The organism is Pedobacter nutrimenti (assembly GCF_032678445.1).
In the GTDB taxonomy this organism is placed as follows: domain Bacteria; phylum Bacteroidota; class Bacteroidia; order Sphingobacteriales; family Sphingobacteriaceae; genus Pedobacter; species Pedobacter nutrimenti_A.
In genome coordinates, this window is the sequence record NZ_JAVTSQ010000007.1 from 269,329 (window position 1) to 294,519 (window position 25,191).

Below are 25,191 nucleotides of genomic sequence, written 5' to 3' on the forward strand. Positions count from 1 at the left end.
AGATCGGAAGCCTGCCTGAGGATATTTTACTTCTTCCGGGTATAAAAGGCAATTTTTTTGTGAAGAACATCCTGTTCAAAGGGCTTGCTGATCACATCATTGGCTCCGGCACTTATGGCCGTCTTTTTATCATCGTCCATGACTGCTGCAGAAAAGGTAATCACAGGAATATTCTCCTTACCGGGTGCATAGCCTTCCCGAATAAGTTTAATGGCTTCCAATCCGTTCATAACGGGCATAAAAGTATCCATTAAAATAAGGTCATAATCATTCTCTTTTAGCTTTTCAAGGGACTCTTTGCCATTTTCGACCAAATCAAACTGAATGTTCCAGTCCTTCAGGATCTTTTTGATCAGAAAGGCGTTAATTGAGTTGTCCTCGGCGATGAGGATCTTTACATTCTCGAAAGGTGCCAGCTTGCCGCTTCCGGGAGTTTCTTCATGTTTTTCGTTGCTCACGACTTCATACCAGTTTGTAAAGCAGAAAGTACTGCCTTTTTGTTCTTCACTTTTTACGTTTAGGATACCGCCCTTTAATTTGGCCAGATTTTTTACAATGGAAAGCCCTAGTCCTGTACCTCCAAATTTGATGGTGGTCTGTTCATCGGCCTGCTCAAAAGTTTCAAAGATCTTTTCGATATTTTCTGCAGCTATACCAATGCCGGTGTCGGTTACAGAAAACTCAATCTGGAGATTATTTCCTTTACTATCGAGTACTTTTACTTTAAGTGTAACCGTACCTTTCTGTGTAAATTTAATCGCATTGGCAATCAGGTTCATCAGGATTTGATTCAAACGCAGTGAATCTGCCATGACCAGTGCCGGTATTTGCTCATCATACTCGGTCAGCAGTTCAAGGTCCTTTTCTTTGGCATGTATCCGCAGGAGGTTAATCACAGAGTTGCAATTTTTGATCAGGTCTGTTTCTGCCCGGTTGATCTTAAACTTACCAGCCTCTATTTTCGAAAGATCCAGAATATCATTGATCACTCCAAGCAAGGAATTAGAGGAGATTTCCAGTAAACTAACCATTTCTTTTTGTTCCTCCGTAAGGGGGGTGCTGTGGAGTAAGTTTGCAATGCCGATGATTCCATTGATCGGGGTACGGATTTCGTGACTCATATTGGCCAGAAAGTTTTCCTTAATCCTTTTGCCTTGTTCAGCCTCTTCTTTTGCCTGGATCAGCTTTTTCTGATAAGCCTGCAGTTCCTCATTTTTCTTTTTGATGTCACGCTGTGTGCGTACAAACTGTATAAAGGAATCTACCTTTGCAGAGGTAACAAAGGGATTTAGTGGTTTGTACAAATAATCTACGGCACCTGTATTCAGACCTTTTACCGCATATTTGGTGTCGGTGGAAATGGCTGTTACGAAGATAATGAGGATGTCCTTGGTGCGGGGATTGCTTTTTAAGATCTCCACCAATTCAAAGCCATCCATTTCCGGCATTTGAACATCCACCAAGGCGATGGAAATATCCATTTCCCAGGACAATCGGAGTGCCTCATTGGGCAAAGTTGTACTGATTACATTTACATCGTCTCTCTGCAGCAAGGCCTCCAGGGCAATGATGTTTTCCGGTCTGTCATCAACAATTAAAATGTTAATCTTTTCCATTGCTTATTATTCTTAGTGTACAGCTAGGCTGTCTTTTGATAGATGTTATTTTTCTTGTCGATTACTTTAAATCTTCCTATTTCAGTACTCCGGAGTGTTTCTTTGGAGCCCAGGCACAGAAAGCCAAAATTAGCTAAACTATTATAAAAAAGATCTATAACCTTTTTTTGAAGGTCCATATTGAAATAGATCAGTACATTGCGGCAGGAAATCACCTGGAACTCATTAAAGACACCGTCGGAGGCCAGATTATGGGCCGAGAACAGGACGTTCTTTTTGAGAGAATGCCGGATGGATGCTGCATCGTATTTTGCGGTATAATAATCAGACAATGTATGTGAAGTGCCCGTCTTTAAATAGTTCTCGGAGTAGAGCTTCATCTTTTTCAGGTCATAGATGCCGTTCTTTGCAAAGTCCAGCACCTCAGAATTGATATCTGTACCATAAAAGAAAGTCCGGTCGTACAGTTGTTCTTCGGCAAATAAGATGGCAAAAGAATACAGCTCTTCTCCTGTAGAACATCCTGCATTCCAGACTTTTATGCGCTGATAGGAGCGGATATAGGGTAAGATATTTTCTTTTACTGAAGTATAGAATGCAGGATCCCTGAACATTTCGGTTACATTAACGGTTACTTCGATTAAAAAGGATTCAAAGTAGTCTGCATCATTGGTCAGTAAAGTACGCAAGTCAAACAGGCTCAGATTCTGAAGCTGCATAATCCTGGTTACTCTTCTTTTCAGGGAGGCGCCGGAGTAATTGCTGAAATCAAAACCATGGATCTTGTGAACCAGGGTAATCAAGTCTGCCAGCTCAGTATAACTGATGGTTTCGGGTAGATGCTCTGTTTTATGTTTCATATTAGCTTAGCCATACCCTCATCATGGAGAGCAATTGATCAATATCGACTGGTTTGGAAATATAATCGTTGGCCCCGGCCTCGATACATTTTTCTCTGTCCTGCTTCATGGCTTTTGCGGTCAGGGCAATGATAGGTACCTTAGAAAATCCCTTATTTAACCGGATGGCTCGCATGGCCTCATAGCCATCCATTTCCGGCATCATGATGTCCATGAGCACCAGATCAATATCCTTATGCTCCTCCAGTTTTTCGAGGGCTTCCCTGCCATTATTGGCAATCACAATTTGGAGATCATAGCTTTGGAGTGCGCTGGATAAGGCAAAGATGTTTCGCATATCATCGTCTGTGATCAAGACCGTTTTATCCTTCAGGGCTTTTTCAATCGTAGATACACTCTTCGCTTTTCCTTGTGAAGCAACACTAAACAGGGCTGGATCATCTTCTTTCCTGATCTTATTCATAAACAAGCTCACCTCGTCTATCAGCCTGTTGTTTGATTTGGTTGATTTCAGGACCATGGCTTCCGTATATTTCATAATATGGGAGATCTTTTCCTGGTCCAGTTCCATTGCTGTATTAATGATCACCGGAATATGGGTCAGCGCTGGCTGTGTTTTGATCTGGTCCAGCAGGTCAAAGCCCGAAATATCGGGGAGATTCAGATCCAGGATGATGCAATCGAAAGCTGTCGTTTTTAGAACATCCAGTGCTTCCTGTCCTGTAAAGGCCTGGACCACTTCTATGCCTTTGCTGACCAGCTCCTCTTTAACAATCATACTTTGCAGTTCCTGGTCTTCAATGAGCAACACGGTTTTAAAATTATACTGATCTGTATTGTTCATCAGCAGATTAAAGGCGGTATCCAACTGGTCCTTTTCGATGGGCTTTTTCAGGAAGCCAATCGCGCCTTCTTTACGTGCTTTGTCTGTTTTTTCGTCACCGGCAGACATCATATGCACCGGAATATGTTTAGTCCTTGGGTCTGCTTTTAGCTTTTTAAGTATCGTCCATCCGTCCATTACAGGTAGCATGATGTCCAGTACAATTGCATCTGGTAATTCAGAGAATGCCATTTCCAGTCCGATATCGCCGCTATGGGCAAGTATGGGCTGGAAGCCTTTTTCTTTTGCATAATCTTTCAACACATCTGCAAAAACAAGGTCATCTTCTACGATAAGCAGGACATGATCTGTTTTCTTTTGTACACCTGGTTTAACTTCAGATACCACCGCTAAAGCTGATGCTGCCTCGGCTGGAACTGCGGATGTTTGAGTTTCGCCGGCCTGATGAGCAGTTGTATATTCCGCAGGCAGGAATAAGGTAAAAGTACTTCCGCTTCCCGGATTACTTTCAATTTGAATCTCACCGCCCAGGATATTTGCCAGTTCTCTGCTGATGGATAAGCCCAGCCCGGTACCACCGTATTTCCTGCTCGTGGATCCATCCGCCTGTTGAAAGGCTTCAAAGATGAGTTTTTGTTTTTCCGCAGGGATGCCAATTCCGGTGTCACGGACTTGCATGGAAATCACCTCTTTAGCTTGTTTAAGTTGTTCTGAAAAATAAGTTGTAGCCCTGGAAGAGCGGCTCAGTTCCAGTGTGATCTTACCGAGCTCGGGTGTGAATTTAAAGGCATTGGAAAGGAGGTTCTTAATGATTTGCTCTACCCGGGAAAGATCTGTAAGAAGCCTTTCAGGGAGGTCATTTGTTCTGATGGTCTCAAAGTCTATTTTCTTGCTGCGGGCAACTTCATTGAACAGAGATTCCATGTTTTGGGTAAGCTCCAGGGGTCTTACAGGTTCAATATTCAGGTCAATCTTACCAGACTCTATTTTAGAGAGATCCAGGATGTCATTGATCAGGGTAAGAAGGTCTGTACCTGCATTGTGGATCACGCCAGCATATTTGATCTGGTCTTCGGTTAGGTTTTCCGGCTTGTTTTCCTTTAGGATCCTGGCCAGGATCAGAATGCTGTTTAGCGGGGTCCTTAGTTCATGGCTCATATTGGCCAGGAATTCTGATTTATATTTACTGGATACCGCAAGTTCTTCTGCTTTGAGGCTCATGGCTTCGCGGGCCTGGTTAACGGAGATATTCCTTTCTTCCAGTTGCTGTGCTTTTTCTTCCAGTTCAGCATTGGTTTGCCGTAATTCTTCCTGCTGCACACGCAGTTCCTCTTCAGAGGCCATCAGCTGGTCGGACTTATAGATCAGTTCCTCGTTGGTGGTACGCAATTCTTCCTGCTGGCTTTCCAGTTCTTCGGCCTGTTGCTGGGTTTGCTCAAAGAGATTTCTGAGCTGAATCCTTGCAGCGGCACTGTTGATGGCAACACCTATGCTTTCGGCGATGGTTTCCAGAAATTTTGTGGTGGTCTCATCAGGGTTGTCTTTCAGACCAATTTCGATCACTGCAATGGTCTCCTCCTCAAAAAGTATGGGAATCAGGTATATGCATTTAGGAAGGGTATGACCAAGGCCAGAGATGATTTTCATATAATCCTCCGGAACATTGGTCAGGAGTTTTCGTTTCTTTTCCAGTGCAGCCTGACCCACCAGGCCTTCTCCCAAATAATAGCTTTCGATAGTGCCCTTTTTTCGTTGATAGGCATACCCACCTGCAAGGGATAAATTTTTTCTTTTCTCATCGGTTAAGAAGACCGCACCTACGGGTGCCTGAAGGTAATTGCAAATTTCGGTGATGATATTGGTGGAGAGTTCCTCCATTTCCTGTTCGCCACGCATGGCCTCGTTAATTGCTGCTGTGCCTGAAAGGAGCCAGTTTTTCTGCTCATTTTCGATAGAAAGCTGTTCCAGCTGCGCATTATTTTGTCGTATCTGATCCTCTGTTTCCTTTTGCTGATCAAATGTTCTTTGAATATAAGTGAACAGGAACATGATCAGACAGAAGATCACCAGGGCACTTCCAATAACAATGGCAATGGTTTTGGTTTTGCTTTGTATGGTGGCATCGATCCTTTTTTTGAGTAGGGCTCTTTCTTCAAGAATCATTTTAGCACCTAATCTGGTCAGGTTTTCTCTTCTCATTTTTGCCTTTTCACTCAAATAGAGTTTATAAGCGGTTTCCTTACCTTCAGACTGCTCGGCCTGAAGGATCTCTTTCATGGTACTCATCCTTTGCTGAGCAAATAATTCCAGCGAATCCACACGTTGCGACTGGAGTGGGTTGTCAATAACCATATTCTTCAGGTCATGCAGGCTGCTTTCCACTTTGCCCAGATTATCAGTATAGGTATGCATGTACATTTGATCTTCGGTAAGGATATAACCCTTCAATGCATTTTCGGCAGAAGTCATTTGGAGATCAACTTTCTGGGTGAGCAGCATGACTTCATAAGTGTGGTTTTCCCAGTTAGAGTCCTTATCAAAAGATTCAATGCTTAGATAAGACGTGACTGCAGAAAAGAGGACAAATAGCAGGGAAACAGCAAATCCCGTAAGTACCTGTTGTTTAAATGATAACTTGATCATATCTGTTGAGATGTGGCTTTTATATAATCTCAGGAAGCATGGCTCCAGAAATTATGCAATATTACTTAATAATGGGTGGAGAACCGTTAATTTAATAAATATTATCTGTGAAATTTATTTATTTTAGCTGGCAATATTCATTAAAATACCCCTATGATCACAGTCTACGGCATTCCCAATTGTAATACAGTAAAAAAAGCAATCACCTGGTTAAAGGAAGGTGGTTTTGATTTTGATTTCCATGATTTTAAAAAGAAGGGAGTTACTGCGGAAAAATTGAACGAATGGTGCGACATTTTTGGCTGGGAGAACATCCTGAATAAAAAAGGAACGACCTGGAAGAAGCTGAGCCCGGAAGAGCAACTGGTGGCTAAAGACCAGGTCGGTGCGATCCAAATTCTGCTAAAGCACACGAGCGCTATCAAGCGCCCGGTGGTGGAAAAGGACGGAAAGGCCATTCTTTTGAGCTTCAATGAAGATCAATATCAGGCGCTTTTAAAATAGTTGAATCCTTTTATTGTTATTTTTTGTTAAATAGGCATACAGGTTCTAAAACTGTATTAAATTTGGCCATGGTTAAAAAACTGATAATTGCGCTTGTATTGCTGCTGCCCATTAAATTAATGGCACAGGGAAATGTAAATGGAACTGTTTATGATTTCGATAACAAGACTTTTCCATTACAGCAGGTGGCCGTTAGAAATTTGAACACCAAACAGGTGGCAGTAACTAAGGCTTCCGGACAATTTACTATCGCTGCCAGTAAGGGAGATCTCATTGAGTTTTCTTTGGTCGGTTATCATACAGATACACTGTTTCTGACAGATTTAAATCCCAAGACTATATTTCTGCCTGTAAATTCTAAGAACCTGAAAGAAGTGAGCATTGTTAGTGCAAAGCTTTCTCCTTATCTGGACCTGAAGAAAAACCAGGAAAATGCAAAGGAGGTTACCCGGGTTTCTACGGATGGACTGGAAGGTAAAAAGAACGGTGACCGGGCAGGGGGCATGATCTTATCGCTGGGTTACGGGAAATATAAAAGAGAACAGGCCAAGTTGCGGGCACTCGAGGAAAGAGATGTATACGAAACAGAAATCAACAACAACTTTAATGAGCAAACAGTGAGTGATCTGGTTAAGTTGAAAGGTCAGGAACTTAAGGATTTTATTTCTATGTTCAGACCCTCTGTTCCACTGATTAAAGGAGAGCGTCCGTTTAATTATTCCTTCTACATTGCCCAGGCTTATCACCGTTGGTTGAAAATGACTCCGGAGGAAAGAAAACCGGTACCTATCCAGAAATTGAAGCAAAACTAACGTTACATTGCAGAAGCATCAAATGGATTTGATACATTTACTTTTGTCAACCGTAAACTAAAATTGATTCATGAACTGGAAGTCTTCAAAACCCCGTTGGGTTTTAATTCTGCTCTGTGCCTTAAGTTTAAGCAGCGCAGCACAACAAAACAATACAACAGATGGTAACTATGATGCTCACGCTGCATTCGGACCATTGTTCTATACTCAGAATGGAAATGAGTATCGTTCTGCGAGTGGTTATCCTGGGCCAAAATACTGGCAGAATCGTGCCGACTACAATATAGCGGCTACGCTGGATGATGTTAAAAATACCGTTACCGGGACGGTAGTGATTACTTATAAAAACAACAGCCCTGATAAGCTACCTTACCTTTGGCTGCAACTGGACCAGAATTTGTTTTCTGAGAAATCGAGAGGAGCCGCATTGATCCCTCCCGGAAGCCGTTACGGCGCAAGGGGCGAAAAGGTAGACGGTGGTTATCGTCTGAAAGACCCTGTTGTTTCCCAAAAAGGAAAGGCCGTTAAATTTACGTCGATTATTGAAGATACAAGAATGCAGATCCGGCTTGAAGAGCCTTTGGCAGCAGGGGAGGTGATCAGTATTAAAATAGATTATTCTTTTGTGATCCCACTCAACGGCTCTGACCGGATGGGACACCTGGAAACTAAAAACGGAGAAATTTATACGATTGCTCAGTGGTTTCCCCGGATGTGTGTCTATGATGATGTACTGGGCTGGAATACCCTGCCATACTGGGGAGCATCTGAATTCTATTGTGAATATGGTGATGTGGATTTTACCGTGAATGCACCGGCAAGTCATCTGGTGATGGGCTCTGGTGAATTATTGAATCCCCAGGAAGTATTTACTGCGCAGCAGCTGAGCCGCTGGAATGCAGCAAAGTCGAGTGATCAGAAAGTCAGCATCCGCTCGGAAGCGGAAGTGACAGATCCGAAGTCCCGCCCGGCTAAGGACAGGCTGACCTGGAGGTTCAAAATGAACAACACCAGGGATGTGGCCTGGGCTTCTTCAAAGGCATTTGTACTGGATGCCGCCAGAATCAATTTACCAAGCGGTAAAAAATCGCTTGCTGTATCTGCGCAACCCGTTGAAAGTAATGGCAATGATAGCTATGGACGTGGCGTGGAGTATGTGAAAGGCGCTATTGAGCACTATTCACAGAAATGGTTTGAATATCCTTATCCGATGGCGGTGAACATTGCTTCAAATGTTAGTGGCATGGAATATCCAGGTATCGTTTTTTGCGGCTGGAAGGCCAAAACTTCTGAAACCTGGGGCGTTATTGATCATGAGTTTGGTCATACCTGGTTTCCAATGATCGTAGGAAGTAATGAACGGAAGTACGGTTGGATGGATGAAGGTTTCAATACTTTTATCAATGGCTTATCTAATGATGCTTTTAATCACGGAGAATACAAGAATGCGCCGGTGGATATGCATGCGAATGCCAGGTTCATGGGAAGTCCGGGTGTAGAGTCTGTTATGCTGAGCCCTGATGGGATGAAGGAAAGAAATATTGGTTTAAACTTGTACTATAAACCTTCCTGGGGCTTAAAAATACTGAGGGAACAGGTACTTGGTGCAGATCGTTTCGACTATGCTTTCCAGAATTATATTAAGCATTGGGCATTTAAACATCCTACACCTTTTGATTTTTTCCGTTCTATGGATAATGGTGCCGGAGAAGATTTGTCCTGGTTTTGGAGAGGTTGGTTTCTGGAGAGCTGGAAGATGGACCAGGCGATTACCAGCGTAGCCCCAGCAAAGAAAAATGGGGTTGCGGATGGGTATAATATTGTTGTGGCGAATTTGGAAAAAATGCCAATGCCTGTTATTTTACAGATCACGACGGCTAGCGGAAAAAAAGATATCGTTAAGCTTCCTGTGGATGTATGGATGAGGAACAGCAGCTGGATTGTGCATTATCCGACAACTGAAGAAGTGGTGTCTGTCGTGTTGGATCCGGATAAGGTGTTGCCGGATGTTAATCCGGACAACAACAGCTGGAGTAAATAGTTTTGCTGTAGCAGAGCTTGCCTGAGTGCGCTCAGGCAAGTTTCCCTAAGCGTGGCTGCTGCTGGCGCCTTCGAGTTCAAAGATCTCCAGATCGAAATATCTTGCAGATGCTAACAGATGATCGAAAATGTCGGCCATGATGTATTCGTAATCAGCCCACTTGATGGTGCTGGTAAAGGCGTAGATTTCTATAGGAAGTCCGGTTGCCGTTGGGGCCAGATGTCTGACCATCATAGTCATTCGTTTGTGTGTTCCGGAGTGATTGCTGATGTAGTTGTATGTATTTTCGGTAAAGTCCGGCATTGGTCAGGTTTCGCCCGTTGATCAGCAGGCTCTTGTCTGCGCCAATACGTTCATTGTTTTTGTCAATATCTTTTTTCCGGTGATCAATGTATGCACTGAGGGTCTGGATTCTTTTAAATGCTTCTGCTTCTTCATCGGTGATGAAACGTATGGTGGACTGTTTGATGTAGATGGCCCGTTTGATCCTTCGCCCTCCGGTTTCTTGCATCCCCCGCCAGTTCTGGAAGGAGTCTGAGATCAGGGAATAAGTGGGGATGGTAGTGATGGTTTTGTCAAAGTTCTGGACTTTTACTGTGGTGAGGTTGATTTCTATCACATCACCATCGGCTCCATATTTGGTCATGGTGATCCAGTCTCCGATGCGGACAATATCATTTGCACTGACCTGTATACTAGCTACAAAGCCCATGATAGTGTCTTTAAACATGAGGAGCAAGACGGCTGAAATGGCGCCCATTGCCGAGAAAAAGGCAACCGGGGATTTTCCGGTGAGGTTGGAAAACATCAATATTGCCCCGAACAGGAACAAAAATATGCGGATGACCTGCAGGTAGCTCTCTATAGGTTTTTCCCGGAAAGCGGTTTTTTTCCTCAGGGAATCTGCGCCAGAGCGGAGGAGAGACATGATCATCCAGATAATGATGATGACCATATAGATGTCGGTGAGCTGGTTTAAGGGCGAAATCAGTGCGGGGAAATGTATGAAAACAGCTGGAATGGCATTTTTAACCAGGATCAGCGGAACACTCAGCGCAAGAAAATGTGGAAATCTGTTTTCCAGTAAGTGGTGGAAGAAATCAATTCTGGAGCGTTTGGCAACACGGATCAGGGCGATTCTCAGCAAGCGTCTCACCAGGTACTGCAGGAGGTAAACCAGCAGTACCAGTAAGGCTAAAAGTGCGAATAGGTTAATGTATACAGCCAGACTTGCCTGTATGCCCCATTTCAAGAGGAGCTGGTAAGTGTATAGGCTGATGTGATTGAGGTTGTCGTAATTTTCTGCTGCTTTCATTTAAAATAGGTCAAATTAAGTAGTGGCAACAGATTACAAAAAATATTTTACAATCCAGAATTATTTAAAAAAGCTTGCGATCAGTTTCTCTGCATCGATTGTTGGTGCCGGTGGGTCCAGACGGATCAGCCATCCTTTTTGTTTGAGCAGGGCGATGTCTACCTTGGCTACAGACAGGTCTTTGCCTTTCAGGTACTGATGATAGATCAGCGGTTCTTTTGGAGCTATATTGGCTGGGGTGTGGTACAGGATCTCGAGTTGGAATTTTGGCCATAATTGTATGTCTCCCATATTGGCGGAAAAGATCCGGACGGCTTTATGCGGTGGGATAATGCCTGCAAACTCTCCTTTAAAATGTTGATTCTTCTCTGTGGTGAAACTGAGCAGAAGCTGGTAGGAACTTTCATTGACGAGGTGGAAATGTGCAACGGCCTGACTGTGCTGGTCGCTGACCAGTCCAAGGTATATGCCTTCATCAATAAAAGCGGCTTCCGGAACAGTAGTTTCCGTCCTGTTTTTAACTATACCACTTTCATCCGGAATATCCCCGTGTACAAGTGTTACTTTTGAAGCCATTACGGGTATCTCAAAGTCGTTGTTATCCGTTACTCCGATCATGTCTTTGTCAATGATGCGGGTGATATACCCTTCTATATTTTCGTCTACAAAACGAACAAAATCACCTAATTTTAATTGCATAATCCAAACTTAGATAAAATTGAATGAAATCTACCTCATTCTTCCTAATTTTGCAGCATGGCAAATGCAGAAGAACAGGCAAATAATCCCCTGCACGGGAAAACACTGGAGTTTATTTTAAAACAGCTGGTTTGGCACTATGGCTGGGAGGAACTCGGTCAGCTGATCCGTATTGCTTGTTTTAATAACAATCCGACAATGAATTCCAGCCTTCGTTTTTTGCGCAAAACCGATTGGGCCCGTAAAAAGGTGGAGCGTCTTTACCTGAACACTTTTCATTAGAGCGTAAAAATTGTTAAATCGGTATATTGATTCCGGTTGAGGTCTATTAAATCCATGATTTAATGCTTAACTTTAAGCATGATCAACAGATTTACTCTTTTTTTATCCTTTGCCTTGCTGAGCCTGGCTGTTCAGGGCCAGCAGTTGAAAGGAACAGTGTCGGACCGGAATTCGAGATATCCGCTGGAACAGGTACAGGTTTTTAACAGAAATACCGGGCATAGCACCGTCACGGATGCGAAGGGAAGGTTTAAGATTAATGCGGTGGCTAATCAGGTTATCATATTTTTTCAGCCCGGATATTTACCGGATACACTTTTTCTGGTGAACATGAGTCCTGTGAAAAGGTATCTGACTGCAGATCGTAAAACTTTGAATACAGTAGAGATCAAAGCGAAAACATTTAATCCGGAGATTGAATATGCAGATGTTTACCGCAAAGCGGATCCTACCCGGCTGGAAGTCAACAAGCCTTTTGGTTTTTCTCCTTCTGCGTATTTCGGTAAGGAAGGGAAAGAGGCCCGGAAGTTGAAACGGAAACTGGAAAACGAGAAAACGGAACGAAAGATCGATGCCAGGTTTAACAACGCGGCTGTAACGGCGCTTACTCCTCTTAAAGGTGCTGATTTGGATGCTTTCATGACGCGTTACCGTCCTACATTGGAGGCGCTGAATAAAATGGATCAGGAAGATCTTAAGTTTTACATCATGAATTCTTACAAGGAGTTTAAGGACCTGTCTCCGGAAAAAAGAAAAATGCCAGATTTACATTAACGATATCAGGAAGGTTGAATTATGTCGGAAAATTCTGTACATCTGCTTCAAGGCTAACGATATCAGGCGGGCTGAAGAAGCCCGCAGATCTCTGAGGCCTTTCCGCAGCGTACGAGAATTTTCCTTAGCAAATTGCAGAGGGAGGGAGGAGACCAGGCATGGTGCGGTTTTTTTGCACGTTTGGTTTGCCCTGATTATTCTATACTGGAATAAGTCTACATGTATGCAGTCCTAAGTTTGTTGTTTTTCAATCCTGTTGATGTGCTGGCGTGCTCAACCAGAGCAGGATATATACACCAAGTCAGATTAGGCTCGAAATCCAGAAAAAAAGAAGGTGTAAGGGAGAAGGCCTTTTAAGGTTTGCGGGCTTTTTCTGCCCGCCTAAGCTTAAGCAGCCTTCGAGCTTACCCTTCTTTTTTAACTAAGCACCCTGTTACTTCCGCGCTTATTCTTCTTTCCAACTTATCGCCTTCAAACCTCCTGATGAAATCCATTGATTTCGGAATTTGCAGCCTAGCGCTCCTTATCAAGGAAAGAAGTAAATCCGTTATACAGAAGAACAACCGCGTTAAAATTATCCCCGGAGGAAAAATCAGATTTTCTTCGCTAACGACTTGATTTATAAATTGTATTGTCTTACCTTTGCAGTCCCTTAGTGAGGGGTAAAGTTTTTAAACATTAATAGAAAACAACAAAAGAACAATGCCAACCATTCAACAATTAGTTAGAAAAGGTAGAGTAGCACTGGAGTTCAAGAGTAAGTCTCCGGCGTTGGACAGCTGTCCACAGCGAAGAGGTGTATGTACACGTGTGTACACCACTACCCCTAAAAAACCAAACTCAGCAATGCGTAAAGTTGCCCGTGTACGTTTAACCAATGGTAAAGAGGTGAATGCCTATATCCCTGGTGAAGGTCACAACTTACAGGAGCACTCTATCGTATTGATCCGTGGTGGTCGTGTTAAAGATTTACCGGGAGTACGTTACCACATCATCCGTGGAGCATTAGATACTTCAGGAGTAGCTGGTCGTAACCAACGTCGTTCTAAATACGGAACAAAACGTCCTAAGCCAGGACAAGTAGCTGCGGCACCAACAAAAGGTAAAAAGAAATAATTAGGAGGACAAAAAAATGAGAAAATCAAAACCAAAAAAGAGAATCATTCTTCCTGATCCGAAATTTAACGATGTTCAGGTGACCCGTTTCGTTAACAACATGATGTTTGACGGAAAAAAATCTATCGCTTATTCTATTTTTTATGATGCTGTTGAATTGGCAGAGAAAAAATCTGGTGAGAATGGATTAGAAGTATGGAAACGTGCTTTAACAAATGTAATGCCTGCTGTAGAGGTTAAATCTCGTCGTGTGGGTGGTGCAAACTTCCAGGTACCTACAGAGGTAAGACCTGACCGTAAAATTGCTTTAGGCATGAAATGGTTAATTTCTTACGCTCGTAAACGTGGAGAAAAAACAATGAAAGAAAAATTAGCAGGTGAAATCGTTTCAGCAGCTAAAGGTGAAGGTGCAGCAGTTAAGAAAAAAGAAGATACGCATAAAATGGCTGAAGCCAACAAAGCGTTCTCTCATTTCCGTTTCTAATCCAAGTAGAATCATAAAATGTCAAGAGATTTAAAATACACAAGAAACATTGGGATCGCAGCTCACATTGATGCGGGTAAAACCACAACAACAGAGCGTATCCTTTATTATGCTGGTGTTAGTCACAAAATTGGTGAGGTGCACGAAGGTGCTGCAACAATGGACTGGATGGCACAAGAGCAGGAACGTGGTATCACGATCACTTCTGCAGCAACAACTGTAGGTTGGAAATACAGAGGACAGAACTACCATATCAACATTATTGATACACCGGGACACGTGGATTTTACCGTAGAGGTAAACCGTTCGTTACGTGTATTAGATGGTTTGGTATTCTTGTTTTCAGCAGTTGACGGTGTTGAGCCTCAATCTGAAACCAACTGGCGTTTAGCCAACAACTACAATGTTGCCCGCATTGGTTTCGTAAATAAAATGGACCGTTCCGGAGCAGATTTCTTAAAAGTTGTTAAACAGGTTAAAGACATGCTGGGAAGCAATGCAGTTCCTCTGCAATTGCCTATTGGTGCTGAAGATAGCTTTAAAGGTGTAGTTGATTTGATCAACAACCGTGGTATCGTTTGGAATGAGCATGATAAAGGAATGACCTTTACTGAAGTGCCAATTCCTGAAGATATGCTGGATGAGGTTGCTGAGTGGAGAGAAAAATTGCTGGAATCAGTAGCGGAATATGATGAGACTTTGATGGAGAAATTCTTCGAAGCCCCTGAAACCATTACTGAGCGTGAAGTTTTAGATGCTTTACGTCAGGCTGTATTGGATGCTAAAATTGTACCTATGGTTTGTGGTTCATCTTTCAAAAACAAAGGTGTACAAACTATGCTTGATTATGTGATGGAGTTATTGCCTTCACCTATGGATCAAGAAGGTGTAACTGGTATTAATCCAAATACTGGTGAGGAAGTATCGCGTAAACCTGATGAAAAAGAGCCTTTTGCAGCTTTAGCATTTAAAATTGCAACAGATCCTTTCGTAGGTCGTTTGTGCTTTATCCGTGTATATTCAGGTAATCTTGAAGCAGGTTCTTATGTGTACAATGCACGTTCTGAGAACAAAGAGCGTATTTCCCGTATCTTCCAAATGCATGCCAACAAGCAAAACCCAATCCCTAATGTAGGTGCTGGTGATATTGCTGCGGTAGTAGGATTTAAAGATATCAAAACTGGTGATACGCTTTGCGATGAGAAAAACCCGATTATTCTGGAATCCATGAACTTCCCTGAGCCGGTTATCGGTTTAGCTATTGAGCCTAAAACTCAGGCTGACGTAGATAAATTAGGTATGGCTTTAGGTAAACTGGCTGAAGAAGATCCAACTTTCAGGGTTCAGACTGATGAGGAAACTGGTCAGACTGTTATCTCTGGTATGGGTGAGCTTCACTTAGATATTTTGATTGACCGTTTAAAACGTGAATTCAAAGTAGAAGTTAACCAGGGAGCTCCTCAGGTTGCTTATAAAGAGGCAATTACTGGTACGACTCAACACCGTGAAACCTATAAGAAACAAACAGGTGGTCGTGGTAAATTCGCGGATATCCAGGTTATTATTTCTCCTATTGATGCAGATTACGAAAAAGGCGGATTGCAGTTCGTAAACGAAATCGTGGGTGGATCTATTCCTCGTGAGTTTATCCCTTCTGTAGAAAAAGGTTTTGCTGCTGCCATGTCTAATGGTGTAGTTGCAGGTTACCCGCTTCCTGATATGAAGGTTCGTTTGATTGATGGTTCATTCCACGCGGTCGATTCAGATGCTTTATCTTTCGAGATTGCTGCACGTTCGGCATTCCGTGAGGCATTGCCTAAATGTAAACCGGTATTAATGGAGCCTATCATGAAAATTGAGGTGCTTACACCAGAAGAAAACATGGGTGATGTTATGGGAGACTTAAACCGTCGTCGTGGCCAGCTGCAAGGTATGGATACACGTAATGGTTCTCAGGTAATTAAAGCCCTGGTTCCACTTTCAGAAATGTTTGGTTATGTAACTCAGTTACGTACAATTACTTCTGGCCGTGCAACTTCTACAATGGAATTCGATCACTATGATCCAGCGCCTAAAAATGTTCAGGAAGAAGTGATTGCGAAATCAAAAGGAAAAGTTAAATCTTCAGATTAATAAATAACACCGGCAGCCTGTTATTAATAGCTCTAACAGGCCGCCTTAATTAAATAAATAAGATGAGCCAAAGAATCAGGATCAAATTAAAATCTTACGATTACAACCTGGTAGATAAATCTGCTGAAAAAATCGTAAAAACTGTTAAACCTACGGGTGCAGTGGTTAGCGGACCAATTCCGTTGCCTACAGAAAAGAAAATCTTTACAGTTTTGCGTTCACCGCACGTGAATAAAAAAGCTCGTGAGCAGTTTCAATTGTGTGCATACAAACGTTTGTTAGATATTTATAGCTCTAACTCTAAGACAGTTGATGCTTTGATGAAACTTGAATTACCTAGCGGTGTTGAAGTAGAAATCAAAGTTTAATGACGATACTTAATTGAACAAAAAGGCCTCTGCAAATGCAGAGGCCTTTTTGTTTGGCATCATGTCGGCGAAGGCCGGCATCCCGGGACCTGCTAGCGCTCCCGGCTTTTATAATCTTCAAATTTATTGCGTTCGTCCTGTAATTCCCGGGCTAATTTTTTCTCTTTGTCGTTAGATTTTACTTTATAGGCCTGGTATTCATCTGCTATTTCCTGGTATAGGGTAGACCTGTATTTGGCTTCATGTATGTGTTTAGCAGAACGGACCACTACAAATGCAAGAGCAAGTGCCAGTGCAATGATCAGTGTCCATACAATGCTGTTATAAGTCGATTTGGTGAAAGAAATACCCAAAAAGCTAATCTCGTTCAGTTTCGCGTTAGAGCTCGCCAGCGAGCTTTCTTTGCCTTCTATCTGAGCCTTCAGGTCTGCGATAGCTTTTTGTTGCTCGTTAATTTTAGCTTTGGATACGACAAGTTGTTTTCTTTCTGTATTTATCGTGTCTTTTACATTTTTCCAAAGGCCAGACAGTCTGGCCGGGTTGATTAATTTAGCGCCATAGAGTGTTTTTGATTTTGACAACATGAACTGGTACTGACCGGAAAGAGAGGGATCTGTTTTGGTAGTGTCTTGAGCAAAAGTGTTTTGCGTGATCAGCAGTAAACAAATTGCTGCAAATAAAGAAAGTATACATCTTTTCATAACATAGGATTGGTTTGCTTAATTTAACATAAATATTTTAATTTTATTGTGTTTTAATTGTAGATGGTATATTTGTCGGGATGTCGGTACTACTATTTACAGTTATTGTTTTGGCCGGAGCTTTTCTGGCTGGCCTGGTAGGTTCTTTAACTGGCTTGGGCGGAGGTGTAATTATAATCCCACTGTTAACCCTTGCTTTGGGTGTAGATATTCATTATGCTATCGGTGCCTCTATTGTGTCTGTAATTGCGACCTCTTCAGGTTCTGCTGCAGCTTACGTAAAGGAGGGGATCACCAATATCAGAATCGGGATGTTCCTGGAGATCGCTACAACTATAAGTGCCATTTTTGGCGCAGTAATTACGGTGTTTATCAACCCCAGTTATATCGCTGTGATCTTTGGATTGATCTTGCTGTTTTCTGCAGCTATGATGTTAAAGAAAAAGGTAGATCATTCTGATACAGATACTTCTGGTAAAATTGCTAATTTTTTTAAATTGAATGGCAGTTATCCTACGGAAGCGGGTGAAAAGAAGTATGGGGTGCATAATGTGATTGGTGGTTTTGTGATGATGTTCTTTGCGGGTATCATTTCTGGCTTGCTGGGGATTGGTTCCGGAGCCTTAAAAGTGGTTGCTATGGACAATATCATGAGGATCCCGTTTAAGGTTTCTACAACTACGAGTAACTTTATGATGGGGGTTACGGCTGCTGCCAGTGCAGTGGTTTATTTGCATCGGGGGCAAATAGACCCGGGTATAGCGATGCCTGTAACGGTAGGTGTTTTGTTGGGTGCAACTATAGGTTCCAAGATCCTGGTTAAAGCAAAAACTGATAAATTGAAAGTAATATTTGCTGTAGTGGTGGTTTTTCTGGCTCTGCAAATGATCTATAATGGCTTATCCGGTAAATTATGAAAAAGTCAAAACACTATTTTGCTGATAAGGATGTGCAGGTGATATTGGGCACCTTGCTTAGGGTAGGGGTTATTTTGTCGATGTCTGTGGTGCTCCTGGGTGGGATAATTTATCTTCTGCACCATGGAAATGGCTTGGTTGATTACAAGATATTTGACTCGTCAAAGAATCAGTATGCTTCTATCCTGGCTGTTTTTGAAGGAATAAAAAGCATGGATAGTCAGGCAGTTATACAATTTGGGGTGCTTTTATTGATTTTTACGCCAATAACGAGAGTTGTTTTTTCTATCTTTAGCTTTCTGATTGAACGGGATTATATGTATGTGCTGATCGGTGTATTTGTACTTTGTGTCATTCTGTTCAGTTTAAGCAATAAGCTGGTCGGGTAGATTTTTACCTCTGGTTATTTCATGCTTCAAAAAAATAATTGCAGTTATTTGAAAAAATAATTAGCTAACTATTTGAAAATTAAGATTTCTTTCCTATTTTTGCCGTCCCTTAACGGGGATGTATATCCACCTTGAACGAAGCCCTACTGCTTCGATGGGTGTTAAATTAAAAATAGAAAATGTCAGGTATTATTGGAAAAAAAGTAGGAATGACCAGCATTTTCGACGCCGATGGTAAGAATATACCATGTACGGTGATCGAAGCTGGACCTTGTGTAGTTACACAGGTAAAGACCGAAGAGAAAGACGGTTACGTTTCAGTTCAATTGGGTTTCGACGAAGCCAAAGAGAAAAACACAACCAAGCCTCTTAAAGGCCACTTTGCGAAAGCAAGCACTACCCCAAAACGTAAACTGGTTGAATTTGAGCCGTTTGAAGAGTCACTTAACTTAGGTGATACTGTAACGGTTAACATCTTTAACGAAGGTGATTTTGTGGATGTTGTTGGAACCTCTAAAGGTAAAGGTTTTCAAGGTGTTGTTAAACGCCACGGATTTGGTGGTGTTGGTGGTCAGACCCACGGTCAGCACAACAGGATGCGTGCACCAGGTTCATTAGGTGCGGCTTCATATCCAGCTCGTGTATTTAAAGGTATGCGTATGGCGGGAAGAATGGGTGGTGACAGAGTAAAAGTTCAGAACTTACAAGTTTTGAAAGTTTATGCTGATCAAAACCTTGTGGTAGTTAGTGGTTCAATACCAGGAGCTAAAGGATCTTACGTAATCTTAGACAAGTAAGCAAGATGGAAGTTAAAGTATTAAACATTTCAGGAAAAGAGACAGGTGCCAAGGTGCAACTTCCTGAGTCGGTATTCGGTATTACGCCTGTTGATCATGCAATTTATTTAGATGTTAAGTTGTATTTAGCTAACCAACGTCAGGGAACGCATAAATCAAAACAACGTAATGAAATTGCAGGTTCAACCCGCAAATTATACAAACAAAAAGGTACTGGTGGTGCTCGCGCCGGAAGTATTAAATCTCCATTGTTCAATGGTGGTGGTCGTGTATTTGGTCCTCAGCCACGCGATTATAGTTTTAAACTGAACAAAAAATTGAAAGTTCTTGCCCGTAAATCGGCTTTAACTTACAAAGCACAAGACAACAATATCGTAGTTTTGGAAGACTTTGCTTTTGATTCAATCAAAACTAAAAACTACATCAATTTAGTTAGCGCATTAAACTTGACTAACGAAAAAACTTTGTTGGTTTTACCTTCGCAAAATAACAATATCTATTTATCAAGCAGAAACATTCAGAAAGCGAAAGTAATCACTGCAGATCAGTTAAATACATATGATGTATTGAATTGCGGTAAGCTTTTGTTAACTGCGGATTCTCTTAAAACATTGGAGGAGGCATTTGCCAAGTAATATGGAACTTTTAAAGAAACCAGTATTAACAGAAAAAGCTTCTGCATTAACAGAAAAGTCTAACCGCTTTACTTTTAAAGTAGACAACAAAGCAAATAAATTGCAGATTAAAGCAGCTATAGAAAAAATGTACGGAGTGAACATCTTAGCCATTAACACAATGGTTGTAGTTGGTAAACTGAAGTCCAGAAATACTAAAGGTGGTTTAGTTTCAGGTCGTAGCCCAAAATATAAGAAAGCTATCGTAACCCTGAAAGCAGGTGAGACAATTGATTATTACGCGAATTTATAATAAGAATTGAATAATTTATAACTATGGGCTTAAGAAAATTTAAACCAGTTACTCCGGGTACCCGCTTTAGAGTTGGCGCCAGTTTTACGGAGATTACAGCAACCAAGCCCGAAAAATCATTGGTTGTATCTTCTAAAAAGTCGGGAGGACGTAACAATACAGGAAAGATGACTATGCGCTACATGGGTGGTGGTCACAAAAAATCTTACCGTTTAATTGACTTTAAACGTGAGAAATTTGATATTCCTGCAACAGTAGCAACTGTTGAATACGATCCAAACCGTACTGCACGCATCGCATTATTACATTATGCAGATGGTGAGAAGCGTTACATTATTGCACCTGAAGGGTTGCAAGTAGGACAAACAGTAGTTTCGGGAGAAACAGCTACTCCAGAGGTAGGTAATACTTTAACATTATCAAGAATTCCTTTGGGATCTATTGTACACAACGTGGAGATTAATCCAGGTCGTGGTGCACAGTTAGCACGTAGCGCTGGTGCTTATGCACAATTGGCAGCTCGTGATGGTAAATATGCTACATTGAAAATGCCTTCAGGTGAAGTAAGATCGATCTTAGTTACTTGTTTAGCTACAATAGGAGCAGTTTCTAACTCAGATCATGCAAATGAAGTATTGGGTAAAGCTGGACGTAACCGTTGGTTAGGTCGTCGCCCTAGAACACGTCCTGTTGCGATGAACCCGGTAGATCACCCGATGGGTGGTGGTGAAGGTCGTTCATCAGGAGGTCAGCCTCGCTCAAGGAACGGAGTTTATTCGAAAGGATTCAAAACTCGTTCACTTAAAAAATACTCAAATCGTTTCATCATAGAGAAAAGGAAGAAATAATGGCTCGTTCGATTAAAAAAGGACCTTATATTGACCATAACGTAGAGAAGAAAGTAGTCTCTATGAATGATTCAGGCAAGAAGTCTGTAATTAAAACTTGGTCTCGCAGATCAATGATCTCACCAGATTTTGTGGGTCATACATTTGCAGTACACAACGGTAATAAATTTATACCGGTATACGTAACAGAAAACATGGTTGGTCATAAACTGGGAGAGTTTGCTCCAACCAGAACATTTAGGGGTCACTCTGAAAAGAAAAAATAATTAAGAGATGGAAGCAGTAGCGAAATTAAACAATTGTCCAACCTCACCACGTAAAATGCGTTTGGTTGTAGATCTTATCAGAGGTGAGCGTGTAGAGAAAGCATTACATATTTTAAAATTCACCAATAAAGATGCAGCAGTAAGAGTTGAGAAACTGTTATTATCTGCCATCAAAAACTGGGAAAATAAAAATGAAGGTTCTCGCCCTGAAGAAAGCCAGCTATACGTGAAAACGATTATGGTTGGTGGTGGCCGCCAGTTGAAAAGATTGAGACCGGCACCTCAAGGACGTGGTTACAGAATACGTAAGCGTTCAAACCACGTAACTTTGATAGTAGATAGTAAAAACGTTGAAACTCAAAACTAATTAACAGAAATGGGACAAAAAGCACATCCAATAGGTAACAGGTTAGGAATCATCAAAGGTTGGGATTCTAACTGGTTCGGAGGCAACAACTATGCTGATAAATTAGTTGAGGACGAAAAAATAAGAAAATACCTTTCTGCCCGTATTGCAAAAGGCGGTGTAGCAAAAGTAGTTATTGAGCGTACTTTGAAACGTATCACTGTAACCATTCACACTGCCCGTCCGGGTATCGTGATCGGTAAAGCAGGTCAGGAAGTTGACAAGATCAAAGAAGAGTTGAAAAAATTGACTAAAAAGGAAATTCAAATCAACATTTTTGAGATCAAACGTCCTGAGTTAGATGCTCAGTTGGTAGCTGAAGGCGTTGCAAAACAGTTAGAGGCAAGGATCTCTTTCCGTAGAGCAATGAAATCTACTATCGCATCTACTATGCGTATGGGAGCTGAAGGTATCAAAATCATGACATCAGGTCGTTTAGGTGGTGCAGAGATGGCACGTAGCGAGCAGTATAAAGAAGGAAGAATTCCTTTGCATACGTTCCGCGCAGACATCGACTATGCACTGGCTGAAGCTTTGACTACTTATGGTAAAATAGGTGTTAAAGTTTGGATCTGCAAAGGCGAGGTTTACGGTAAACGTGATCTTTCTCCTAACATCGGTTCTACAAGCAATGCGCCTGGTAAAGGTGGCAGACCTGAAGGTGGTAACTTTGGTGGCAGAGACAGAGACAACCGTGGCGGTGGCGACAGAAGAAACGACAAAGGTCGTGGCGGAAGAGGTCCAGGTCAAGGTGGTCAGGGTAGAGACAACAGAGGCGGAAATACTCAGAACAGAGGACCCCGCAAATAATTAGTTAACAGATCGTTTTACGATAATATTAAAATACAATGTTACAGCCAAAAAGAACGAAGTTCAGAAAGATGCAAAAAGGCAGAATGAAAGGTTTAGCAACTCGTGGTGCTGAATTATCATTCGGGTCTTTCGGGATCAAATCTTTAGAGTCGACCTGGATTACCAGTCGTCAGATAGAGGCAGCCCGTATTGCGGTAACTCGTTTCATGAAACGTGAAGGCCAGGTGTGGATTAGAATTTTCCCGGACAAACCGGTAACTAAGAAACCAGCTGAAGTACGTATGGGTAAAGGTAAGGGTGCACCTGAATATTGGGTAGCCGTTGTCAGACCAGGAAGGATTATTTTTGAAGCTGAAGGCGTGCCTTTAGAAGTTGCTAAAGAAGCAATGCGTTTAGCCGCTCAGAAATTACCAATACAAACAAAATTTGTAGTACGTAGAGATTACGTAGAGGCATAATTGGTTATGGGTTGAATGTTGTAAGTAACTTGTTATTATAACCGCTAGACCCACAACATAAAAATTAATAAAATGAAAAACTCAGAAATCACAGGGCTTTCACAAGAAGAACTAGTAGCCAGGATCGCGGAAGAGAAAGAAAACTTAGTTAAGTTAAAATTTGCGCACACAATTTCGGCTATTGAAAATCCTTCCCGCATTAGAAAGGTAAGAAGAGATGTTGCCCGATTAAATACTGAAGTGACTAAGCGTAAAGCTCAGTCTGCTACTGAAACTAAATAACTTTAGAGTCGAAATGGAAAGACAATTAAGAAAAACAAGAACCGGGTTGGTGGTAAGCAACAAGATGGATAAATCTATTGTTGTAGCGGTAGAGCGTAAAGTGAAACACCCGATCTATGGTAAGTTTGTTAAGAAAACTACCAAATTTATGGCTCATGACGAGAAAAACGATTGCGGTATTGGTGATACAGTACTGATCATGGAGACTCGTCCGCTGAGTAAAAACAAGAACTGGAGATTGGTACAAATTTTAGAAAGGGCTAAATAACATGGTACAACAGGAATCAAGATTAAACGTAGCCGACAATAGCGGCGCAAAAGAAGTATTGGTTATCCGTGTGCTTGGTGGAACTGGAAAAAGATATGCTTCTATTGGTGACAAAATCGTTGTTACCGTTAAAAGTGCATTGCCTTCTGGTAACATTAAGAAAGGAACCGTTTCTAAAGCAGTTGTAGTAAGAACTAAAAAAGAGATCAGACGTAAGGATGGTTCTTATATTCGTTTTGACGACAATGCAGCAGTATTATTAAATGCACAAGATGAGCCACGTGGTACTCGTATCTTTGGCCCGGTAGCAAGAGAACTGCGTGAAAAACAATTCATGAAAATTGTATCATTAGCACCGGAGGTATTATAAAATGAAAGAAAAAGTAACTACACAACCAAAAATTAAAATCCGTAAAGGAGATTTAGTAAAGGTTATAGCTGGCGATTCAAAAGGCCAACAAGGTAAAGTACTTGAAGTACTTGTAGCTAAAAACAGAGTAACTGTTGAAGGTGTTAACCTTGTGTCAAAACATACAAAACCAAATGCTGCTACTCCAAATGGTGGTATCATTAAGAAAGAAGCTGCTCTTCATATTTCTAACGTACAGTTAGTAGATCCAAAAACTGGTGCTACTACCCGCGTTGGCAGAAAGCTAAACGCTGATGGAAAATTAGTAAGGGTTTCTAAAAAATCAGGAGAGGAGATCAAATAATGACTTACGTACCAAGATTAAAAAGTAAATACAAAGAGGAAATTGTAACTGCGCTTAAAGATAAGTTTGCTTACAAAAGCGTTATGCAGGTTCCTAAGTTAGTGAAGATTTCGATCAACCAGGGTGTTGGACGTTTCTCTGTAACTGACAAAAAGATCATTGATAGCTCTATCGTTGAGATGAGTACGATTGCTGGACAGCAAGCTGTAGGTGCAAAATCGAAAAAAGATATCTCAAACTTTAAATTGCGTAAAGGTATGCCGGTTGGTGTACGTGTAACTTTACGTGATAACAACATGTTTGAATTTTTAGATCGATTAATTTCCGTAGCTTTGCCACGTATCCGTGATTTCAAAGGTATCAATGATAAAGGTTTTGATGGAAAAGGTAACTACACTTTAGGTGTTACTGAACAAATCATCTTCCCTGAGATCAACATCGACAAAATCAATAAGATTTTAGGTATGGACATCACTTTTGTGACTACTGCTACTAATGATGTTGAGGCATTGGAACTTTTAAAACAATTTGGATTACCGTTTAAAAATCAAAATACAAATCAATAATGGCAAAAGAAGGAGTAAAAGCTCGCGAAGTTAAGCGCCAAAGATTGGTAGCTAAGTACGCGGATAAACGTGCAGAATTAAAAGCTGCAGGCGATTACGAAGGACTTGATAAGTTGCCTAAAAACTCATCAGCAGTTCGTTTGCACAATCGTTGCAAAATTACTGGCCGTCCTCGTGGTTATATGCGTACATTTGGTATATCAAGGGTACTGTTCCGCGATATGGCTTTAGCAGGAAAAATTCCTGGAGTAAGAAAAGCCAGCTGGTAAAACCGTATTTACGTTAGAGTTGCAGGTTGTACTGCAGCTCTAATGTTTTATTACGTTTAAAATAAGAATTAACCGATGGC

Annotated in this window: 31 protein-coding genes; 25 read left to right on the forward strand and 6 right to left on the reverse strand. The window is 41.6% G+C overall.

From position 1 onward, the window contains the following. Nucleotides 1–26: 26 nt before the first annotated feature. The 3 genes from R2S08_RS14555 to R2S08_RS14565 are packed head-to-tail and all read right to left on the reverse strand — an operon-like array spanning nucleotide 27 to nucleotide 5,963. Nucleotides 27–1,616, reverse strand: coding sequence for a response regulator (locus R2S08_RS14555; protein ID WP_316835852.1), 1,590 nt, complete (start codon nucleotides 1,614–1,616; stop codon nucleotides 27–29). A gap of 23 nt (nucleotides 1,617–1,639) precedes the next feature. Further along, on the reverse strand, nucleotides 1,640–2,476 hold the full coding sequence (locus tag R2S08_RS14560) for a protein-glutamate O-methyltransferase CheR (RefSeq protein WP_316835853.1): 837 nt from the start codon (nucleotides 2,474–2,476) through the stop codon (nucleotides 1,640–1,642). A 1-nt stretch (nucleotide 2,477) separates the two neighbouring features. After that, entirely contained in the window at nucleotides 2,478–5,963 is a 3,486-nt protein-coding gene (locus R2S08_RS14565; protein WP_316835854.1) for a response regulator, read from the reverse strand. Between the two features lie 153 nt (nucleotides 5,964–6,116). Between R2S08_RS14565 and R2S08_RS14570 the strand changes: the two genes are divergently transcribed. The 3 genes from R2S08_RS14570 to R2S08_RS14580 all read left to right on the forward strand — a co-directional run bounded on the left by R2S08_RS14570 (nucleotide 6,117) and on the right by R2S08_RS14580 (nucleotide 9,320). Beyond that, nucleotides 6,117–6,467 carry a Spx/MgsR family RNA polymerase-binding regulatory protein gene (locus R2S08_RS14570; RefSeq protein ID WP_316835855.1) on the forward strand — a complete coding sequence of 117 codons (351 nt, stop codon included), beginning with the start codon at nucleotides 6,117–6,119 and terminating at the stop codon, nucleotides 6,465–6,467. Nucleotides 6,468–6,535: 68 nt separating this feature from the next. After that, entirely contained in the window at nucleotides 6,536–7,279 is a 744-nt protein-coding gene (locus R2S08_RS14575) for a hypothetical protein (RefSeq protein ID WP_316835856.1), read from the forward strand. 70 nt (nucleotides 7,280–7,349) lie between these two features. Further along, complete coding sequence (locus tag R2S08_RS14580; RefSeq protein ID WP_316835857.1) at nucleotides 7,350–9,320, forward strand: M1 family metallopeptidase; 1,971 nt, start codon at nucleotides 7,350–7,352, stop codon at nucleotides 9,318–9,320. Nucleotides 9,321–9,471: 151 nt separating this feature from the next. On the opposite strand, the gene R2S08_RS14590 is transcribed toward R2S08_RS14580, so the two are convergent. After that, entirely contained in the window at nucleotides 9,472–10,635 is a 1,164-nt protein-coding gene (locus R2S08_RS14590) for a mechanosensitive ion channel family protein (RefSeq protein ID WP_316835859.1), read from the reverse strand. A gap of 60 nt (nucleotides 10,636–10,695) precedes the next feature. Continuing rightward, entirely contained in the window at nucleotides 10,696–11,334 is a 639-nt protein-coding gene (locus tag R2S08_RS14595; RefSeq protein ID WP_316835860.1) for a hypothetical protein, read from the reverse strand. A gap of 57 nt (nucleotides 11,335–11,391) precedes the next feature. On the opposite strand from R2S08_RS14595, the gene R2S08_RS14600 reads away from it, so the two are divergent. From R2S08_RS14600 to rpsJ, 6 genes are all read left to right on the forward strand, one after another. After that, on the forward strand, nucleotides 11,392–11,616 hold the full coding sequence (locus R2S08_RS14600) for a VF530 family protein (protein ID WP_316835861.1): 225 nt from the start codon (nucleotides 11,392–11,394) through the stop codon (nucleotides 11,614–11,616). 78 nt (nucleotides 11,617–11,694) lie between these two features. Then, nucleotides 11,695–12,390, forward strand: coding sequence for a carboxypeptidase-like regulatory domain-containing protein (locus R2S08_RS14605; RefSeq protein ID WP_316835862.1), 696 nt, complete (start codon nucleotides 11,695–11,697; stop codon nucleotides 12,388–12,390). A gap of 702 nt (nucleotides 12,391–13,092) precedes the next feature. After that, nucleotides 13,093–13,506: a 30S ribosomal protein S12 gene (gene rpsL, locus R2S08_RS14610; RefSeq protein ID WP_008244597.1), complete on the forward strand. Its 414-nt coding sequence runs from the start codon at nucleotides 13,093–13,095 to the stop codon at nucleotides 13,504–13,506. Between the two features lie 16 nt (nucleotides 13,507–13,522). Beyond that, nucleotides 13,523–13,990 (forward strand): 30S ribosomal protein S7, encoded by a 468-nt coding sequence (gene rpsG, locus R2S08_RS14615; RefSeq protein ID WP_084287544.1) that lies wholly within the window; start codon nucleotides 13,523–13,525, stop codon nucleotides 13,988–13,990. A gap of 18 nt (nucleotides 13,991–14,008) precedes the next feature. Then, nucleotides 14,009–16,123 (forward strand): elongation factor G, encoded by a 2,115-nt coding sequence (gene fusA, locus R2S08_RS14620; RefSeq protein WP_316835863.1) that lies wholly within the window; start codon nucleotides 14,009–14,011, stop codon nucleotides 16,121–16,123. Nucleotides 16,124–16,185: 62 nt separating this feature from the next. Continuing rightward, nucleotides 16,186–16,491, forward strand: coding sequence for a 30S ribosomal protein S10 (rpsJ, locus tag R2S08_RS14625; protein WP_008244591.1), 306 nt, complete (start codon nucleotides 16,186–16,188; stop codon nucleotides 16,489–16,491). Between the two features lie 92 nt (nucleotides 16,492–16,583). Here the strand turns inward: rpsJ and R2S08_RS14630 are convergent, their stop codons facing one another. Next, on the reverse strand, nucleotides 16,584–17,192 hold the full coding sequence (locus R2S08_RS14630) for a hypothetical protein (protein WP_316835864.1): 609 nt from the start codon (nucleotides 17,190–17,192) through the stop codon (nucleotides 16,584–16,586). 80 nt (nucleotides 17,193–17,272) lie between these two features. Here R2S08_RS14630 and R2S08_RS14635 point away from each other — a divergent pair, with 80 nt between their 5' ends. The 16 genes from R2S08_RS14635 to rpsN all read left to right on the forward strand — a co-directional run bounded on the left by R2S08_RS14635 (nucleotide 17,273) and on the right by rpsN (nucleotide 25,111). After that, entirely contained in the window at nucleotides 17,273–18,109 is an 837-nt protein-coding gene (locus R2S08_RS14635; protein ID WP_316835865.1) for a sulfite exporter TauE/SafE family protein, read from the forward strand. Next, on the forward strand, nucleotides 18,106–18,498 hold the full coding sequence (locus R2S08_RS14640; protein WP_316835866.1) for a DUF1634 domain-containing protein: 393 nt from the start codon (nucleotides 18,106–18,108) through the stop codon (nucleotides 18,496–18,498). The genes R2S08_RS14635 and R2S08_RS14640 overlap by 4 nt, the downstream gene beginning before the upstream one ends. 179 nt (nucleotides 18,499–18,677) lie before the next feature. Continuing rightward, the gene (rplC, locus tag R2S08_RS14645) at nucleotides 18,678–19,295 is read left to right on the forward strand and encodes a 50S ribosomal protein L3 (RefSeq protein WP_316835867.1); all 618 of its coding nucleotides are present in this window, start codon (nucleotides 18,678–18,680) and stop codon (nucleotides 19,293–19,295) included. Nucleotides 19,296–19,300: 5 nt separating this feature from the next. Next, nucleotides 19,301–19,930 carry a 50S ribosomal protein L4 gene (gene rplD, locus R2S08_RS14650; RefSeq protein ID WP_133778969.1) on the forward strand — a complete coding sequence of 210 codons (630 nt, stop codon included), beginning with the start codon at nucleotides 19,301–19,303 and terminating at the stop codon, nucleotides 19,928–19,930. Nucleotide 19,931: 1 nt separating this feature from the next. Beyond that, nucleotides 19,932–20,222 (forward strand): 50S ribosomal protein L23, encoded by a 291-nt coding sequence (rplW, locus tag R2S08_RS14655; protein ID WP_108554183.1) that lies wholly within the window; start codon nucleotides 19,932–19,934, stop codon nucleotides 20,220–20,222. 23 nt (nucleotides 20,223–20,245) lie between these two features. Next, nucleotides 20,246–21,070 (forward strand): 50S ribosomal protein L2, encoded by an 825-nt coding sequence (gene rplB / locus R2S08_RS14660; protein WP_316835868.1) that lies wholly within the window; start codon nucleotides 20,246–20,248, stop codon nucleotides 21,068–21,070. Beyond that, nucleotides 21,070–21,336, forward strand: a complete 267-nt coding sequence (gene rpsS, locus R2S08_RS14665; RefSeq protein WP_008244581.1) for a 30S ribosomal protein S19 — start codon at nucleotides 21,070–21,072, stop codon at nucleotides 21,334–21,336. Before rplB ends, rpsS begins: the two co-directional genes overlap by 1 nt. Before the next feature lie 7 nt (nucleotides 21,337–21,343). Next, nucleotides 21,344–21,703 carry a 50S ribosomal protein L22 gene (gene rplV, locus R2S08_RS14670; protein ID WP_108554181.1) on the forward strand — a complete coding sequence of 120 codons (360 nt, stop codon included), beginning with the start codon at nucleotides 21,344–21,346 and terminating at the stop codon, nucleotides 21,701–21,703. A gap of 9 nt (nucleotides 21,704–21,712) precedes the next feature. Further along, the gene (gene rpsC / locus R2S08_RS14675; RefSeq protein ID WP_133778967.1) at nucleotides 21,713–22,552 is read left to right on the forward strand and encodes a 30S ribosomal protein S3; all 840 of its coding nucleotides are present in this window, start codon (nucleotides 21,713–21,715) and stop codon (nucleotides 22,550–22,552) included. A 38-nt stretch (nucleotides 22,553–22,590) separates the two neighbouring features. After that, nucleotides 22,591–23,013, forward strand: coding sequence for a 50S ribosomal protein L16 (rplP, locus tag R2S08_RS14680; protein WP_048907441.1), 423 nt, complete (start codon nucleotides 22,591–22,593; stop codon nucleotides 23,011–23,013). Nucleotides 23,014–23,085: 72 nt separating this feature from the next. After that, nucleotides 23,086–23,295 carry a 50S ribosomal protein L29 gene (rpmC, locus tag R2S08_RS14685; RefSeq protein ID WP_108554179.1) on the forward strand — a complete coding sequence of 70 codons (210 nt, stop codon included), beginning with the start codon at nucleotides 23,086–23,088 and terminating at the stop codon, nucleotides 23,293–23,295. Between the two features lie 13 nt (nucleotides 23,296–23,308). Beyond that, a complete protein-coding gene (rpsQ, locus tag R2S08_RS14690; RefSeq protein WP_084237687.1) occupies nucleotides 23,309–23,563 on the forward strand; it encodes a 30S ribosomal protein S17 in 255 nt (84 codons plus the stop codon). A gap of 1 nt (nucleotide 23,564) precedes the next feature. Next, complete coding sequence (rplN, locus tag R2S08_RS14695) at nucleotides 23,565–23,933, forward strand: 50S ribosomal protein L14 (RefSeq protein ID WP_008244575.1); 369 nt, start codon at nucleotides 23,565–23,567, stop codon at nucleotides 23,931–23,933. A gap of 1 nt (nucleotide 23,934) precedes the next feature. Further along, nucleotides 23,935–24,276 carry a 50S ribosomal protein L24 gene (gene rplX / locus R2S08_RS14700; protein ID WP_108554178.1) on the forward strand — a complete coding sequence of 114 codons (342 nt, stop codon included), beginning with the start codon at nucleotides 23,935–23,937 and terminating at the stop codon, nucleotides 24,274–24,276. After that, on the forward strand, nucleotides 24,276–24,842 hold the full coding sequence (rplE, locus tag R2S08_RS14705; RefSeq protein WP_133778966.1) for a 50S ribosomal protein L5: 567 nt from the start codon (nucleotides 24,276–24,278) through the stop codon (nucleotides 24,840–24,842). Before rplX ends, rplE begins: the two co-directional genes overlap by 1 nt. Then, entirely contained in the window at nucleotides 24,842–25,111 is a 270-nt protein-coding gene (rpsN, locus tag R2S08_RS14710) for a 30S ribosomal protein S14 (protein WP_108554176.1), read from the forward strand. The genes rplE and rpsN overlap by 1 nt, the downstream gene beginning before the upstream one ends. The last annotated feature ends 80 nt before the right edge of the window (nucleotides 25,112–25,191 follow it).